The 14,847-nt window shown below is 63.6% G+C and carries 14 protein-coding genes; 8 read left to right on the plus strand and 6 right to left on the minus strand.

The genetic code is table 11. From position 1 onward, the window contains the following. Positions 1–40 precede the first annotated feature (40 nt). A complete protein-coding gene (recN, locus tag AB6809_RS24285) occupies positions 41–1,711 on the minus strand; it encodes a DNA repair protein RecN (RefSeq protein WP_307251748.1) in 1,671 nt (556 codons plus the stop codon). 78 nt (positions 1,712–1,789) lie between these two features. Next, positions 1,790–2,692: an NAD kinase gene (locus AB6809_RS24290; RefSeq protein ID WP_006047888.1), complete on the minus strand. Its 903-nt coding sequence runs from the start codon at positions 2,690–2,692 to the stop codon at positions 1,790–1,792. Positions 2,693–3,010: 318 nt separating this feature from the next. Here AB6809_RS24290 and hrcA point away from each other — a divergent pair, with 318 nt between their 5' ends. The 3 genes from hrcA to AB6809_RS24305 all read left to right on the plus strand — a co-directional run bounded on the left by hrcA (position 3,011) and on the right by AB6809_RS24305 (position 5,711). Beyond that, positions 3,011–4,030, plus strand: coding sequence for a heat-inducible transcriptional repressor HrcA (hrcA, locus tag AB6809_RS24295; protein ID WP_025601566.1), 1,020 nt, complete (start codon positions 3,011–3,013; stop codon positions 4,028–4,030). A gap of 193 nt (positions 4,031–4,223) precedes the next feature. Beyond that, entirely contained in the window at positions 4,224–5,294 is a 1,071-nt protein-coding gene (gene hemH, locus AB6809_RS24300) for a ferrochelatase (protein WP_006047886.1), read from the plus strand. Between the two features lie 9 nt (positions 5,295–5,303). Beyond that, positions 5,304–5,711, plus strand: coding sequence for an RNA-binding S4 domain-containing protein (locus AB6809_RS24305; protein ID WP_006047885.1), 408 nt, complete (start codon positions 5,304–5,306; stop codon positions 5,709–5,711). Here the strand turns inward: AB6809_RS24305 and AB6809_RS24310 are convergent. After that, positions 5,683–5,844: a hypothetical protein gene (locus tag AB6809_RS24310; RefSeq protein ID WP_006047884.1), complete on the minus strand. Its 162-nt coding sequence runs from the start codon at positions 5,842–5,844 to the stop codon at positions 5,683–5,685. The two genes, AB6809_RS24305 and AB6809_RS24310, sit on opposite strands and share 29 nt — an antisense overlap. A gap of 380 nt (positions 5,845–6,224) precedes the next feature. Here AB6809_RS24310 and grpE point away from each other — a divergent pair, with 380 nt between their 5' ends. The 5 genes from grpE (at position 6,225) to pabB (ending at position 12,719) form a co-directional block, all read left to right on the plus strand. Continuing rightward, positions 6,225–6,812 (plus strand): nucleotide exchange factor GrpE, encoded by a 588-nt coding sequence (grpE, locus tag AB6809_RS24315; RefSeq protein WP_371027352.1) that lies wholly within the window; start codon positions 6,225–6,227, stop codon positions 6,810–6,812. A 53-nt stretch (positions 6,813–6,865) separates the two neighbouring features. Beyond that, complete coding sequence (locus AB6809_RS24320; protein WP_371027353.1) at positions 6,866–7,282, plus strand: thioredoxin family protein; 417 nt, start codon at positions 6,866–6,868, stop codon at positions 7,280–7,282. Positions 7,283–7,433: 151 nt separating this feature from the next. Next, on the plus strand, positions 7,434–9,392 hold the full coding sequence (gene dnaK, locus AB6809_RS24325; RefSeq protein WP_006047881.1) for a molecular chaperone DnaK: 1,959 nt from the start codon (positions 7,434–7,436) through the stop codon (positions 9,390–9,392). Between the two features lie 269 nt (positions 9,393–9,661). Next, positions 9,662–10,801 (plus strand): molecular chaperone DnaJ, encoded by a 1,140-nt coding sequence (dnaJ, locus tag AB6809_RS24330; RefSeq protein WP_006047880.1) that lies wholly within the window; start codon positions 9,662–9,664, stop codon positions 10,799–10,801. Positions 10,802–10,826: 25 nt separating this feature from the next. Beyond that, positions 10,827–12,719, plus strand: a complete 1,893-nt coding sequence (pabB, locus tag AB6809_RS24335) for an aminodeoxychorismate synthase component I (protein WP_310029826.1) — start codon at positions 10,827–10,829, stop codon at positions 12,717–12,719. Between the two features lie 30 nt (positions 12,720–12,749). Here the strand turns inward: pabB and panB are convergent, their stop codons facing one another. The 3 genes from panB to folK are packed head-to-tail and all read right to left on the minus strand — an operon-like array spanning position 12,750 to position 14,809. Continuing rightward, positions 12,750–13,565 carry a 3-methyl-2-oxobutanoate hydroxymethyltransferase gene (gene panB, locus AB6809_RS24340; RefSeq protein ID WP_053857537.1) on the minus strand — a complete coding sequence of 272 codons (816 nt, stop codon included), beginning with the start codon at positions 13,563–13,565 and terminating at the stop codon, positions 12,750–12,752. 33 nt (positions 13,566–13,598) lie between these two features. Then, positions 13,599–14,279, minus strand: coding sequence for a deoxynucleoside kinase (locus AB6809_RS24345; RefSeq protein WP_053857538.1), 681 nt, complete (start codon positions 14,277–14,279; stop codon positions 13,599–13,601). Next, positions 14,276–14,809, minus strand: coding sequence for a 2-amino-4-hydroxy-6-hydroxymethyldihydropteridine diphosphokinase (gene folK / locus AB6809_RS24350; protein WP_006047876.1), 534 nt, complete (start codon positions 14,807–14,809; stop codon positions 14,276–14,278). Before folK ends, AB6809_RS24345 begins: the two co-directional genes overlap by 4 nt. Positions 14,810–14,847 lie beyond the last annotated feature (38 nt).

Consider the following 14,847-nt stretch of genomic DNA (forward strand, 5'->3'; position numbering starts at 1 on the left):
CGGGCGACTAGCAGCCCGACCGCGGCCCGCAACTCACCACCTACGCCGCCAGCATTTCCTTCGCGTGCTTGCGCGTGGTCGGCGTGATCTCCAGGCCGCCGAGCATGCGCGCGACTTCTTCGACGCGGCTCGTCTTGTCGAGCGAAACGACGCTGCTCACCGTACCGCCCTTGCCGTTGCCGGCCTTCGCCACCTGGAAATGATGATCGCCACGCGCGGCGACCTGCGGCAAATGCGTCACGCAAAGCACCTGGCGCGCTTCGCCGAGTTGATGCAACAGCCGTCCGACCACTTCGGCGACGCCGCCGCCGATTCCAGTATCCACTTCGTCGAAGATCAGTGTGGGCGTCGGGCTCGCGGCACTCGCGATCACGGCGAGCGCAAGGCTGATACGCGCGAGTTCGCCGCCCGACGCGACCTTCGCGAGCGGCCGCAGCGGCACGCCCGCGTGGCCGGCGACGCGGAACTCGACCTGCTCCAGGCCATGCGCGCCGCCTTCGGGTAACGGCACGAGCGCGACCTCGAAGCTGCCGCCTTTCATCGACAGTTCCTGCATGCCTGTGGTGACCGCGGCGCCGAGCGCTTTGCCGGCCTTGGCGCGCGCCTTCGAGAGCTTCTTTGCTTCGGCGAGGAAGTCCTCGCGCGCTTTGGCTTCGGCTGCGTGCAGGCTGTCGAGGTCCGCGGCGGCGTCGAGCGCGGCAAGCTGCGCGCGGCGCGTCTCGTGTTCCTCGGGCAGCGTTTCGGGCTGCAAACGGAATTTGCGCGCCGCCGAATGCAATGCGTCGAGGCGCTTTTCGACTTGTGCGAGCCGGTCCGGGTCGAGTTCCAGCTTCTGCGCGTAATGGCTCAGCGAATACGCGGCTTCCTGAAGCTGGATCTCGGCGGGCTCGAGGGCGGCCAGCACGTCGTTCAAGGCCGGGTCGATATCGGCAAGGTCGCGCACCTTCGAGACGATCGACGCCAGGTGCGTGATCATTGCCTCGTCCGATTCGGAGAGCGCATTCAGCGCGCCTTGCACACCGTCGATCAGATTCGCCGAATGCGACAGCCGCCGATGCTCCGCGTTGACTTCTTCCCATTCGCCCGGCTGCGGCGCGAGCTTGTCCAGCTCGGCAAGCTGCCATGCCAGACGCTCGCGTTCCAGTTGCAATTCGCGGTCGCGGGTTTGCGCGTGCTCGACCGCCTGCACCTTCTCGCGCCAGGCGCGCCACGCGCGCGTGACGCTCGCGGACAGCTCGGTCAGCCCTGCATGCGTGTCGAACAGCTCGCGCTGCGCGTCGGGCCGCATCAGCAATTGATGCGCGTGCTGGCCGTGAATATCCACCAGCATTTCGCCGACTTCGCGCAGTTGCGCGAGCGTCGCCGCTGTGCCGTTGATGAACGCGCGCGAGCGGCCGTTCGCATCCACCACGCGGCGCAGCATCACAGTGCCGCCGTGCTGGCCGTCCGCCGCGGCCGCGCTCAACGCCTGCTCGTCGAGCCACTGGTCCACTTGCGCGTGCGTGTCGAATTCGGCGGTGATGTCGGCGCGGGTCTCGCCGGTCCGCACGACGTTCGCGTCGGCGCGCGCACCCAGCGCGAGCGCCAGCGCGTCGATCAGGATCGACTTGCCGGCGCCGGTTTCGCCGGAGAAAACGGTAAAGCCGCTGTCGAATTCGAGGTCGAGCGCGGCGACGATGACGAAGTCGCGTATCGAGAGGTGGCGAAGCATGGAAGTCGTTTGTGCTTGTCGGTGAGCTTGGTATCGGGTTTTACGAACTGCGCGCTTGCGGTCCGGCGTCCGCGCCGGTCAGGGCTTGGGATCTTCCTCGTGCGACGGGTATTCGTTCCAGTGCAGCTTCTTGCGCAGCGTCGCGAAATAGCTGTAGCCGACTGGATGCAGCATCGGCACCGTATGACGCGAGCGGCGCACTTCGATTGAGTCGCCGAGTTCCAGCGACGTGAACGACTGCATGTCGAAATTGACGTTCACCTCGCGCCCCGAAACGATCTGGATGCTGACCTTCGAATCGTCCGGCAGCACGATGGGCCGGTTCGACAGCGCATGCGGCGCGATCGGCACGAGCACGATGCCCTGCAGTTGCGGATGCAGAATCGGCCCTTGCGACGACAGCGCGTACGCCGTCGAGCCGGTCGGCGTGGCGACGATCAGTCCGTCCGAACGCTGGTTGTACATGAAGCGCCCATCCACCGACACATGCAGCTCCGCCATGCCCGAAAAGCCGCTGCGATTCACCACGACGTCATTGAATGCGAGCGCGTGATAGATCGGATTGCCCTGGCGCATGATGCGCGCTTCGAGCAGCACGCGTTCCTCGCGCTCGAAGTTGCCCGCCAGCATTTGCGGCACGGTCACGCTCATGTCGGAGATCGGGATGTCGGTAATGAAGCCCAGCCGTCCGTGATTGATGCCGATGAGCGGCGTGCGGTACGGCGCCAGTTGCCGGCCGATGCCGAGCATCGTGCCGTCGCCGCCGAGCACGACAGCCACGTCGGCGCGCGCGCCGATTTCGGCCGGGCGCAGCGCCGGATAGTCGGTTACGCCGATTTCGGCCGCGGTGTCGGCTTCGAAAACGACTTCGAAGCCGCGCTTCGCGATGCACGTGGCGAGCGCGGTCAGCGGGTCGCGGATGCCCGGCGTATTGTTGCGCCCGACGAGCGCGACAGTCTTGAACTGGCTGGTTACTTGCATGCCGGCATTACACCATAGGTAGGGCCTGAAAAGAACGGGGCCGGGACGCGGCGGCCGGCCGTTCGCAGCGGGCCGTGAGCGCAGTGCGGGATTATCGTTAGAATGGTGAAGCCTTGATGACATGCGCGCCGCGCAAACCGCACCGGCGCGCGGCTGGCCGGACCGTCGGCAACGGGGCCGGCGGCACGCCCGACACAATGCGGCACGTTGTGCTGGAACGAGCGCAAGGCGCGGTCCCGGCGGGCGGCGGGAAATTCGCCGGTGATGGGCGCCGTCGGCGCTCGCGGTAGTCGCCTCATTGAGCTAAAATTTTTCGTCATGCTAGATCCTCGCGCACAAACCCTCCTGAAAACGCTGATCGAGCGCTACATTGCCGAAGGTCAGCCGGTCGGCTCGCGCACGTTGTCGCGCTATTCGGGCCTGGAGTTGAGCCCGGCAACCATCCGCAACGTCATGTCGGATCTCGAGGATCTCGGGCTCGTCATCAGTCCGCATACTTCGGCGGGACGCATTCCTACGCCGCGCGGCTACCGGCTGTTCGTCGACACCATGCTCACGGTCGAATCCGCCGCGGACGAAGAAGCCGTCACCCGCACGGTCAAGACTACGCTGCAGGCAGGCGAGCCGCAGAAAATCGTCGCGGCCGCGGCGAGCGTGCTCTCGAATCTGTCGCAGTTCGCCGGTGTCGTGCTGACGCCGCGGCGCAGTCACGTGTTCAAGCAGATCGAGTTCATGCGGCTGTCGGACAAGCGCATTCTGCTCATCATCGTGACGCCCGAAGGCGACGTGCAAAACCGCATGATGGCGACCCAGCGCGACTTTTCGCCGTCCGAGCTCGTGGAGGCTTCGAACTACATCAACGCGCACTTCGCCGGCCTGTCTTTCGACGAAGTGCGCCGCCGCCTGCGCGAAGAAATCGACCAGTTGCGCGGCGACATGACCACGCTCATGCACGCGGCCGTCACGGCGAGCACGGACGAATCCGACACCGGCGAGACCGTGCTGATTTCGGGCGAGCGCAATCTGCTCGAAGTAGCCGATCTTTCCTCGGACATGGCGCGCCTGCGCAAGCTGTTCGATGTGTTCGACCAAAAGACCAGTCTCCTTCAGTTGCTGGATGTGTCGAGTCATGCGGCCGGCGTGCAGATCTTCATAGGTGGCGAGTCCAACCTCGTGCCTATCGAGGAAATGAGCGTCGTCACCGCGCCCTACGAGGTGAACGGCAAGATCGTCGGCACGCTCGGCGTGATCGGCCCGACGCGGATGGCGTACAACCGCGTCATCCCGATTGTGGACATCACGGCAAGACTGCTTTCGCTCACGCTAAGTCAGCAGTAAGTCAGCAGTAGCGGTCAACGCCGCGGCGGTCGATGCGGCACATCATGCGCGAGCGCGCGCCGCTTGCCAATTAGCCGAACGGCCAGGGGCGCCTGGGGCGCGCGGCCACGAAGGCCGCCGCCATAGGGCGCACCGCTATAATGAATCTCACCTGTTCAACCCTCCGCTCACTGCGGTTATCCGGCTATAGCCTATGCGCTTCGACCTCGAGCGGCCTTCGCAGAACGCCACGTCGCACCGTGTTGCCGTGCTGCTGATTAACCTCGGCACGCCCGACGCGCCAACTCCGCGGGCGGTTCGCCGCTATCTCGCGCAGTTCCTGTCCGACCCTCGCGTGGTCGAGATTCCGGCGCTGCTGTGGCAGATCATTCTGCGGTTGCTGATCCTGCCGTTCAGAGGCCGCGCGTCCGCGAAGAAATATGCGGCCGTCTGGATGCCCGAAGGCTCGCCGCTGCGCGTCTATACGGAAAAGCAGGTGGAAGCGTTGCGCCATCTGCTGCAGTTGAACGACTACACGGTGCTCGTCGAATACGCGATGCGTTACGGCACGCCGGGCATTCCGGCGATGCTGAATCAGCTCAAGCTCGCGGGCGCCGAGCGGGTGCTGCTCGTGCCGATGTATCCGCAGTATTCGTCGTCGACCACGGCGACCGCTTTCGACGACGCCTTCTCCGCGATGAAGCGCATGCGCAATCAGCCGGAGATCCGCACGGTGCGTCAATACGCCGATCATCCGGCATATATCGCGGCGCTCGCGGCGCAGGTGCGTCACTACTGGCATCTTCATGGCCAGCCGGATTTCGCGGCGGGCGACAAACTCGTGTTGAGCTTTCATGGCGTGCCCAAACGCACGCTGGATCTCGGCGATCCGTATCACGAGCAGTGTCAGACAACCGGCGCGTTGCTGATGCAGGCGCTTGGCCTGACGTCGGTGGAATGCCGCATCACCTTCCAGTCGCGCTTCGGCAAGGCCGAGTGGCTGCAGCCCTACACGGCGCCCACGTTGAAGGAACTCGGCGCGGCAGGCGTGCGGCGTGCTGATGTGTTTTGTCCGGGCTTCACGGCCGACTGCCTGGAGACGATCGAAGAAATCGGCATGGAAGTGCGCGACGAATTCCTGCATGCGGGCGGCAAGGAATTTCACCGCATTCCGTGTGTGAACGCGTCGCAGGCATGGATCGCCGCGCTCGGCGAAATCGTCGCGCAGAATCTGCAAGGCTGGCCGGTGCAGGCAGTACCCGTGCCGCATAACACAGCGGCTTGACGAGACTTCATGAACTACAGGATTTCAACCGAACCGGGCGCGAAACTGCGCATCGACAAATGGCTTTGGGCGGCGCGCTTCTTCAAGACGCGTTCGCTCGCGGCGGATGCTGTCGAGAAAGGCCGCGTGCGCATCGGCGGGGCCAATGTGAAGCCCGCCAAGGACGTGCGGGTCGGCGACCTGGTCGAGATCGAGATCGAGCGCTTCGTGTGGCAGGTGCAGGTGCTGGGCGTGTGCGAGGTGCGCGGTCCGGCGACCGTCGCGCAGACGCTCTACGCCGAGACCGACGAAAGCCGCGAAAAACGCAAGGCCGAGCAGGAGCGCCGCAAAACTTATCGCGAGCCGGCCGAGGCATTGCATGGCCGCCCGACCAAGCGCGACCGCCGCACTATCGACAGATTTTCAGGTGGGGATTGAACAGCTGTTCCATGGTCGCGTTCACGCCGCCGTATTCGGTGGTGTGGTCGTTGACCGCCCCGGACATACAGATGGTCGTGGTGCCCGCAACGAGTACCAGTGCGACCACCGAGATTGCAAAGGTCAGTTTCACGGTACCCCCTTATGGGATGTTGCAGCAAAGAAACGAGCTAGCCGGGTGGAAATTGCAAGAGGGCGGAAAGGATTACGTCAGATTAGGGTTAACGAGGTTTTTCCGCTGCGTTACTGGAGCATAGGTCACTTGCTGTTCGCGCTCAATCTGAATCTGATTGCGCCGCGCTAATGGTTGTAACCGCGCGTTTCCGCCAGCGGCGCCCGCTCTGAAAATTTCGGCCGAGGCGCTTGAAATGGGCGCTTGCGGCCCCACCTGCCGTTCCGATACGCGGTGGCGCGTTCGAATGTTTGTCGCGATTTTGCAACGCACAAAAGTCGCGGCGCATTCATGCGTTGCCGCCGCCGTTGGCTTTTAAATCTTTAACGACTTTTAGCGACATGGAAAACACGCAAGAGAACCCGACGAGCCAGAATCCCACGCCCGCGGACGAAACCGAGCGCCCGGCCGCCGAGGCGGCCACTCCCGAGCAGGAAGCCGCGGCGAGCGTCGCCACGGACAGGCCGGCAGCCACGGGTGCCGAAGCTGCGTTGGCTGAAGCGCAGGCCAAGATCGCCGAGTTGCAGGAGAGCTTCCTGCGGGCCAAGGCCGAGACCGAGAACGTGCGTCGCCGCGCGCAGGAAGACGTCGCGAAGGCGCATAAATTTGCCATCGAGAGCTTCGCCGAGCATCTGCTGCCGGTGATCGACAGCCTGGAAGCTGCCGTCGCCCATTCTTCCGACGACCTCGCGAAAGTGCGCGAAGGCGTCGAACTCACGCTGCGCCAGCTCACGGGCGCGCTGGAGAAGGGCCGCGTCGTCGCGCTGAATCCGGTCGGCGAGAAGTTCGACCCGCATCGCCATCAGGCCATTTCGATGGTGCCGGCGGATCAGGAGCCGAACACGGTGGTCGCCGTGCTGCAAAAGGGCTTCGTGATCGCCGACCGCGTGCTGCGTCCGGCGCTCGTGACGGTGGCCGCGCCGAAGTAAGCGCCCGTCGCAGGCAGTTCGCCAGGTCCACGTAGACACTAGGTAACCCGATCATGGCCAACAGTCCCGTCGACGCAACCGCGTTTTCGGTCTTCGACATGAAGGAGCTGAGCGCCGAATCGTTCGACGCGGGCCTCGCCGAAGCAGGCGACGAACTCGCGGTGGTGTTCTTCTGGGGCCTCGACTGCTTCAATTGCGAGATCGCGAAGAAGGCGATGCTGGCGCAACCTGAGGCGATCCGGGCGCTCGGTCTGCGGTGGTTTCACAGCAATGTCTACGAGCACCGCGAGCTCGGGCGGCGCTTCATGCTTCACGGCGTGCCTACGTGGTTCTTTTTTCATCGCGGCAAACGGCTTGGCCGCGCAACCGGCTGGCACGGTCTTGGGCAGTTCCAGGCCGCTGTCGCCGCGGCGCGGCAGAAGATTCAGGCGGTTTCTGGCCAAACGCCGGGTGAAACGCCGGTCGATTGAAAAAAATTAAAGACCGCATCGCAAAAGAGGTCTTGAAAACGATGCGGACGCACTTATGTTCAGTGCAGTGTGAATTCAGGGCGGATCGCCTTGCCGCCAAACGGCAAACAGGGCGCTTCCCGCAGCGATCAAAGTCAGGAGATTAGTAAAAATGGGCAAAATCATCGGTATCGACCTCGGCACGACCAACTCGTGCGTGGCGATCATGGAAGGCAATTCGGTCAAGGTGATCGAGAACTCGGAAGGTGCGCGCACCACGCCGTCGATCATCGCGTATATGGAAGACGGCGAGATTCTCGTCGGCGCGCCTGCCAAGCGTCAGTCGGTCACGAACCCGAAGAACACGCTGTACGCGGTGAAGCGCCTGATCGGCCGCCGCTTCGAAGAGAAGGAAGTTCAGAAAGACATCGGCCTGATGCCGTACAAGATCATGAAGGCCGAGAACGGCGACGCATGGGTCGAAGTGCGCGATCAGAAGCTCGCTCCGCCGCAGATCTCCGCGGAAGTGCTGCGCAAGATGAAGAAGACCGCTGAAGACTACCTCGGCGAGCCGGTCACCGAAGCAGTGATCACGGTTCCCGCGTACTTCAACGACAGCCAGCGTCAGGCAACCAAAGATGCGGGGCGCATCGCCGGTCTGGAAGTCAAGCGCATCATCAACGAACCGACCGCAGCCGCGCTCGCGTTCGGTCTCGACAAGAACGAGAAGGGCGACCGCAAGATCGCCGTGTATGACCTGGGCGGCGGTACGTTCGACGTGTCGATCATCGAAATCGCGGACGTCGACGGTGAGAAGCAGTTCGAAGTGCTGTCCACGAACGGCGACACGTTCCTCGGCGGTGAAGACTTCGACCAGCGCATCATCGACTACATCATCGGCGAGTTCAAGAAAGAGCAAGGCGTCGATCTGTCGAAAGACGTGCTCGCGCTGCAGCGCCTGAAGGAATCGGCTGAAAAGGCCAAGATCGAGCTGTCGTCGAGCCAGCAGACCGAAATCAACCTGCCGTACATCACGGCTGACGCGTCGGGTCCGAAGCATTTGAATCTGAAGATCACGCGCGCCAAGCTGGAAGCGCTGGTTGAGGAGCTGATCGAACGCACGATCGAACCGTGCCGCGTGGCGATCAAGGACGCAGGCGTGAAGGTCGGCGAAATCGACGACGTGATTCTGGTCGGCGGTATGACCCGCATGCCGAAGGTGCAGGAAAAGGTTAAGGAATTCTTCGGCAAGGACCCGCGCCGCGACGTGAACCCGGACGAAGCCGTGGCCGTTGGCGCCGCGATTCAAGGTCAGGTTCTGTCGGGTGACCGCAAGGACGTTCTGCTGCTCGACGTGACCCCGCTGTCGCTCGGCATCGAAACGCTCGGCGGCGTGATGACGAAGATGATCAACAAGAACACCACGATCCCGACCAAGCATTCGCAGGTCTACTCGACGGCCGACGACAACCAGAGCGCCGTGACGATCAAGGTGTATCAGGGCGAACGCGAAATGGCGGCGGGCAACAAGCTGCTCGGCGAGTTCAACCTGGAAGGCATTCCGCCGGCACCGCGCGGCACGCCGCAGATCGAGGTGAGCTTCGACATCGACGCAAACGGCATTCTGCACGTCGGCGCGAAGGACAAGGCGACCGGCAAGGAAAACCGCATCACGATCAAGGCGAACTCGGGTCTGTCCGAAGCCGAAATCGAGAAGATGGTGAAGGACGCCGAAGCGAACGCGGAAGAAGACCACAAGCTGCGTGAGCTGGCCGATGCCCGCAACCAGGGCGACGCGCTGGTTCACAGCACGAAGAAGGCGCTCACCGAATACGGCGACAAGCTGGAAGCTGCCGAGAAGGAAAAGATCGAATCCGCGCTGAAGGACCTCGAAGAAACGCTGAAGAGCGGTTCGAGCGACAAGGCGGCGATCGAAGCGAAGATCGAAGCAGTGGCCACGGCCTCGCAGAAGATGGGCGAGAAGATGTACGCCGACATGCAAGCTGCGCAAGGTGCCGAAGCTGCGGCAGCAGGCGCGGCGGGCGCGAGCGCGGGTGCATCGGCGGGTGGCGCGAGCCAGCCGCAGGACGACGTGGTCGACGCCGACTTCAAGGAAGTCAAGAAAGACTAAAGCCAGGTCGCATTCCGACCGTAAAGCCGCACACGGGTTTTGTGTGCGGCCCGGCTGCACAAGGGACCGCGCCCATCCGGACGCGGGAACGTGCAAGAGCGGTTATCACGCCTGGCGAGCCTTTTAGGCTCTCCGGGCACATTTGTTTTATGGAGGGCGTTGTTTTTTGCCGTATTCAGGCGGCATGAAACAGCGGCCGGACGAGTCGTGAGACTCCAGCATTCAAGAGGAGCCACCGCGCGGCATTGCGCGAGGGGCGTTGAACCGATATGGCGAAACGGGATTACTACGAGGTTCTGGGCGTCGCAAAGAACGCGAGCGACGACGAAATCAAGAAGGCTTATCGCAAGCTGGCGATGAAGCATCACCCCGACCGCAATCCGGGCAACAAGGATGCGGAAGAGCATTTCAAGGAGGTGAAGGAAGCCTACGAAATGCTCTCGGACTCGCAAAAGCGCGCCGCGTATGACCAGTATGGTCACGCGGGCGTCGATCCGAACATGGGCGGAGCCGGCGCGCAAGGCTTCGGCGGTTTTGCCGATGCGTTCGGCGATATTTTCGGCGACATCTTCGGCCAGGCGGCCGGGGGCGCCGCGCGCGGCGGTGGCCGTGCGGGCCCGCAGGTGTATCGCGGCGCCGACTTGCGCTACAGCATGGAAATCACGCTCGAGCAGGCGGCGCACGGCTACGAAACGCAGATTCGCGTGCCGAGCTGGGTCTCGTGCGAAGTCTGTCACGGCTCGGGCGCGAAACCCGGCACGAAGCCGGAAACCTGTCCGACGTGTAGCGGTTCGGGCGCGGTGCGCATGTCGCAAGGCTTCTTCAGCATTCAGCAAACGTGTCCGAAGTGTCACGGCACCGGCACCTATATTCCCGAGCCTTGCGGTCACTGCCACGGCGCGGGCAAGGTGAAGGAAACCAAGACGCTCGAAGTGAAGATTCCGGCAGGTATCGACGACGGCATGCGCATCCGTTCCGCCGGCAACGGCGAACCGGGCATCAACGGCGGACCGTCGGGCGATCTGTACGTCGAGATTCACATCAAGCAGCACTCGGTGTTCGAGCGCGACGGCGACGATCTGCATTGCCAGATGCCGATTCCGTTCACCACGGCAGCATTGGGCGGCGAGATCGAAGTGCCGACGCTTGCCGGCCGCGCGAGCTTCACGGTGCCCGAAGGCACGCAGTCGGGCAAGACGTTCCGGTTGCGCGGCAAGGGCATCAAGGGCCTGCGTTCGAGCATTCCCGGCGACCTGTACGTGCATGTGCAGGTCGAAACGCCGGTCAAGCTCACCGAACCGCAGCGCGATCTGCTGAAGCAATTCGAGAAGGCTTTGGTGGAAGGCGGCGCGCGGCATAGCCCGCAAAGCAAGAGCTGGTTCGACCGGGTGAAGAGCTTCTTCGATTAATGGCGGTTTGAGGTTGGCGGTCAGCATGACGGCAGATGAGCGCGGCGCAGTGTTTGCATTGCTCGATGATTGCGACGCGTCGGCGGCGCGCCGCTCAAGCCGTCTCTACACGCGCTTCGTGCATGAGCGCGTGTGCGCGAACGCCGCGCAGCTCGAAGCCGTGTGCGAAGCCGCGGCAGCGGACGCGCGGCTCGGTCTGCATGCCGTCGTACTCGCCGACTATGAATTCGGCCGGCATCTTCTCGACGGGGAATCGGGTCCGTCGTTCAAGACGCAGCATGGCGATGCCACGCTGCGTTTTTTATTGTTCGAACGTTGCGAAAAACTGTCGCGCGATGAAGTCGACGCGTGGCTCGTGAACGAAGACGGCGGTCTCGCTGAGCCGTCGGTGGCGGGCACGGCGAACGTGCGCGAGAGCGTCGAGCCCGAGGAGTTCAACGCGGCGATCGGCGTGATTCACAGCGCGCTGCACGCCGGCGATTCGTATCAGGTCAACTACACATACCGTCTTGGCTTCGACGTGTTCGGCTCGCCCGTCGCGCTGTATCGGCGGTTGAGGGCGCGGCAGCCGGTCCGCTACGGCGCGTTGATCGCACTGCCGGGCGGCGCGTGGGTGCTGTCGTGTTCGCCCGAGCTGTTCGTTGAGAAGCAGGGCGCTACGTTGCGCGCCCGTCCGATGAAAGGCACGGCGCCGCGCTCTGACGATCCGGCAACGGATCGCGGCGCCGCTGAATTCCTCGGCAGCGATCCGAAGAATCGCGCCGAGAACGTGATGATCGTCGATCTGTTGCGCAACGATTTGTCGCGTGTCGCGCAGACGGGCTCGGTCAAGGTGCCGGCGCTCTTTTCGGTCGAGCCATATGCGTCGGTCTGGCAGATGACGTCGACGGTGGAGGCCGCTTTGCGGCCCGGCACGTCGTTCGCCGGCATACTGCGCGCGCTGTTTCCTTGCGGCTCGATCACCGGCGCGCCGAAGCATCGCACGATGCAGTTGATCGACGAACTCGAGAGCACGCCGCGCGGACTCTATACCGGCGCGATCGGCTGGCTGGACGCGGCCGCGTCGGAACCGGCGGGCTCGGGTGGAAATGCGTGCGGCGACTTCTGCATGTCGGTCGCCATTCGCACGCTGACGTTGAAGCCGTCGGCGCAAGCAGGCTCGTTGCGCGGCACGATGGGCATCGGCGCGGGCATCGTGCTCGACAGCGTCGCCGACGACGAATACGCGGAGTGTCGATTGAAAGCGCGCTTTCTGACCGGCGCCGAGCCGGGATTCGAACTGTTCGAAACCATGCACGCGACGCGCGAAGATGGCGTGCGTTATCTGCCGCGGCATCTCGCGAGACTCTCGGCAAGTGCGGCAGCGTTGGGTTTTCCATTCGATGCCGAAGCCGTGCGCGCACAGATTGCGGAACAGTGCGCGGCGTTGCCTGCAAAGACTGCGCATCGCATGCGTCTCGCACTAGGCAAGAATGGCGCAACGCAGATCACGGCGGCGATCCTGACGCCGTTGGCCGACTCGACGGTCGGCGTGCTGCTCGCAACAGATCACGGCTTCCCGACGATGCAATCCGGCGATCCGCTGTTGCACCACAAGACCACGCGCCGCGCCGAGTATGACCGCGGCTGGCGCGAGGCCGAGGCGAAAGGCGCGTTCGACACGCTGTTCTTCAACGAACGAGGCGAGTTGACGGAAGGCGGGCGGTCGAACGTGTTCGTGAAGCTGGCGGACAAGTGGTGGACGCCGCCGCTCGAGTCCGGCGTGTTGCCGGGCGTGATGCGAAGCGTGCTGCTCGAGGACGACGCGAGCTTGCAGGCGAAAGAAAGAGTGCTGACGCAGGCGGATGTGTTGAACGCCGAAGCGCTGATGATCTGCAATGCGCTGCGCGGAGCGCTGCCGGCGCGGGTTATCCGTTAGAGCGGTGCTAATCCCGCGCCACCCAAACCCTCAAAACGTATGCTCAGGCCCAGGAAACGCCCCATCCTTCACCGCACGCACATAGGCTTCAACCGCCGCGAGAATACTCGGCTGGCCCTGCATGAAATCCTTCACGAAGCGCGGTCGCTTGCCGGGAAAAATCCCCAGCATGTCATGCAACACCAGCACCTGACCTGAGCAATCGAGCCCGGCGCCAATGCCGATCGTCGGAATACGCAACTGCTTCGTGACTTCGCTTGCGAGCAGCGTCGGAATGGCTTCCATCACGATGAGCTGCGCGCCCGCCGCTTGCATCGCGAGTGAATCGCGCAGCAACTGGTTCGCGCCTTCCTCGGTCTTGCCTTGCACCTTGAAGCCGCCGAACGCATGCACCGACTGCGGCGTCAGTCCAACATGCGCGCACACCGGAATCGAGCGCTCGACCAGAAAGCGCACGGTGTCGGCAAGCCACTCGCCGCCTTCCAGCTTCACCATCTGCGCGCCGGCGCGCATCAGTTCGACGGAGCTTCGATACGCCTGTTCCGCCGTGCCGTAAGTGCCGAACGGCAAGTCGGCGACGATCAACGCCGACGGCCGGGCACGCGCCACACTGGCCGTGTGATACGCAATATCGGCGAGCGACACCGGCAGCGTCGTGGTCTGCCCTTGCAGCACGTTGCCGAGCGAATCGCCGATCAGCAAAACGTCGACGCCCGCGCGATCGAGCAGCGCCGCAAAGCTCGCGTCGTAACAGGTGAGCATGGCGATCTTCTCGCCCGCATCGCGCATTGCCTGCAGTTTCGGCACGGTGATCGCGTTCCGGCTCGCTTCCTGCAAATAGGTCATGGGTCGATCCGTTGAAAGAGGGGCGCGCGCCGCTTAAAGCGACGTGCCTTTGACAAAGAATTCCTTGCGGCCGCGCATGGTTTCGATGCGTTCGGCGAGCAGCGCAAGGTCCGCGTCGGAGTCGAGCGGATTCAGATGTTCGGCGTTGACCGTCAGCACCGGCGTGCGGTCGTAGTGATAGAAGAACTCGTTATACGCGTCGCAGAGCGCATGCAGATAGGCGTCGGAAATCTGCAATTCCATAGGCACCGCGCGCTTCTGGATGCGCGAGAACAGCACCTCGGGACTCGCCTGCAAATACACGACGAAGTCCGGCGCCGGCGCGCTCACTTCGAGGCGCGCGGCGAGCGCGCGGTACAAATGCCACTCGTCTTCCTGCAGCGTGAGACGCGCGAAGATGTCGTTCTTCTGCGTCATGAAATCGGCGATAAGCGGCGTGCCGGCCAGTTGCACCGCGTTCACGTCCTGCGCCTGCTGCGCGCGTTGCAACGCGAAATGCAATTGCGCGGGCAACGCATAACGCGTGGTGTCGCGATAAAAGCGTTCGAGGAAGGGATTGTCTTCGGGCCGCTCGAACAATTCCTGCATCGACCAGCGTTGCGCGAGACGCCGCGCGAGCGATGTCTTGCCGACGCCGATCGGCCCTTCGATCGCAAGATAGCCGAACGGAGGCCGCAATTGCGGCGCGGTGACGGTGAGTGGCGGTGAATTCATTCGCAGCGGCCTTTGCCGGCGTTGAGTGCGTTGAGCGTCGGGCACTGGCAAGGCCCTTTGACCTTCTCGATGCGTTGTTCGCGCACGCCGTCGAGCAGCGCGTCAGCGCGGCCATGCCGCGGAATGATCAGCGCGGCGTCGATCTCGACGAGCGGAACCAGCGCAAACGCGCGTTCGACAAGACGGGGATGCGGAACGATCAGATCGGCTTCGTCGATGGATTGATCGCCGAAGAGCAGGATGTCCAGATCGAGCGTGCGCGGTGCATTGCGAAAGGGCCGTTCACGGCCGAACTGATGCTCGATCTTGTGGCACAGCGCAAGCAGATGCCGCACGGGGAGCGTCGTGTCGATCTTCACGACACAGTTGAAATAGTCGTCACCGCCCGCGTCGATCGGGGCAGTGCGATACAGGCTCGACTTGGCGAGCACGGTGATGGTGTGCTGTTGTGCGAGGCACACCACCGCGTCTTTCAGGGTCTGGCGCGCGTCCCCGAGATTCGCGCCGAGGCCGAGATAAGCAACCGTCATGGCATAACTTCCTGCAACTATCGTTCGACGGCTTCAGC

The organism is Paraburkholderia sp. RCC_158, assembly GCF_041355255.1.
Lineage (GTDB): Bacteria > Pseudomonadota > Gammaproteobacteria > Burkholderiales > Burkholderiaceae > Paraburkholderia > Paraburkholderia graminis.

Coding starts and splice junctions, on each gene's coding strand:
- recN (WP_307251748.1), bottom strand. CDS start 1,711: ATGCTTCGCCACCTCTCGATACGCGACTTCGTCATCGTCGCCGCGCTC.
- AB6809_RS24290 (WP_006047888.1), bottom strand. CDS start 2,692: ATGCAAGTAACCAGCCAGTTCAAGACTGTCGCGCTCGTCGGGCGCAAC.
- hrcA (WP_025601566.1), top strand. CDS start 3,011: ATGCTAGATCCTCGCGCACAAACCCTCCTGAAAACGCTGATCGAGCGC.
- hemH (WP_006047886.1), top strand. CDS start 4,224: ATGCGCTTCGACCTCGAGCGGCCTTCGCAGAACGCCACGTCGCACCGT.
- AB6809_RS24305 (WP_006047885.1), top strand. CDS start 5,304: ATGAACTACAGGATTTCAACCGAACCGGGCGCGAAACTGCGCATCGAC.
- grpE (WP_371027352.1), top strand. CDS start 6,225: ATGGAAAACACGCAAGAGAACCCGACGAGCCAGAATCCCACGCCCGCG.
- AB6809_RS24320 (WP_371027353.1), top strand. CDS start 6,866: ATGGCCAACAGTCCCGTCGACGCAACCGCGTTTTCGGTCTTCGACATG.
- dnaK (WP_006047881.1), top strand. CDS start 7,434: ATGGGCAAAATCATCGGTATCGACCTCGGCACGACCAACTCGTGCGTG.
- dnaJ (WP_006047880.1), top strand. CDS start 9,662: ATGGCGAAACGGGATTACTACGAGGTTCTGGGCGTCGCAAAGAACGCG.
- pabB (WP_310029826.1), top strand. CDS start 10,827: ATGACGGCAGATGAGCGCGGCGCAGTGTTTGCATTGCTCGATGATTGC.
- panB (WP_053857537.1), bottom strand. CDS start 13,565: ATGACCTATTTGCAGGAAGCGAGCCGGAACGCGATCACCGTGCCGAAA.
- AB6809_RS24345 (WP_053857538.1), bottom strand. CDS start 14,279: ATGAATTCACCGCCACTCACCGTCACCGCGCCGCAATTGCGGCCTCCG.
- folK (WP_006047876.1), bottom strand. CDS start 14,809: ATGACGGTTGCTTATCTCGGCCTCGGCGCGAATCTCGGGGACGCGCGC.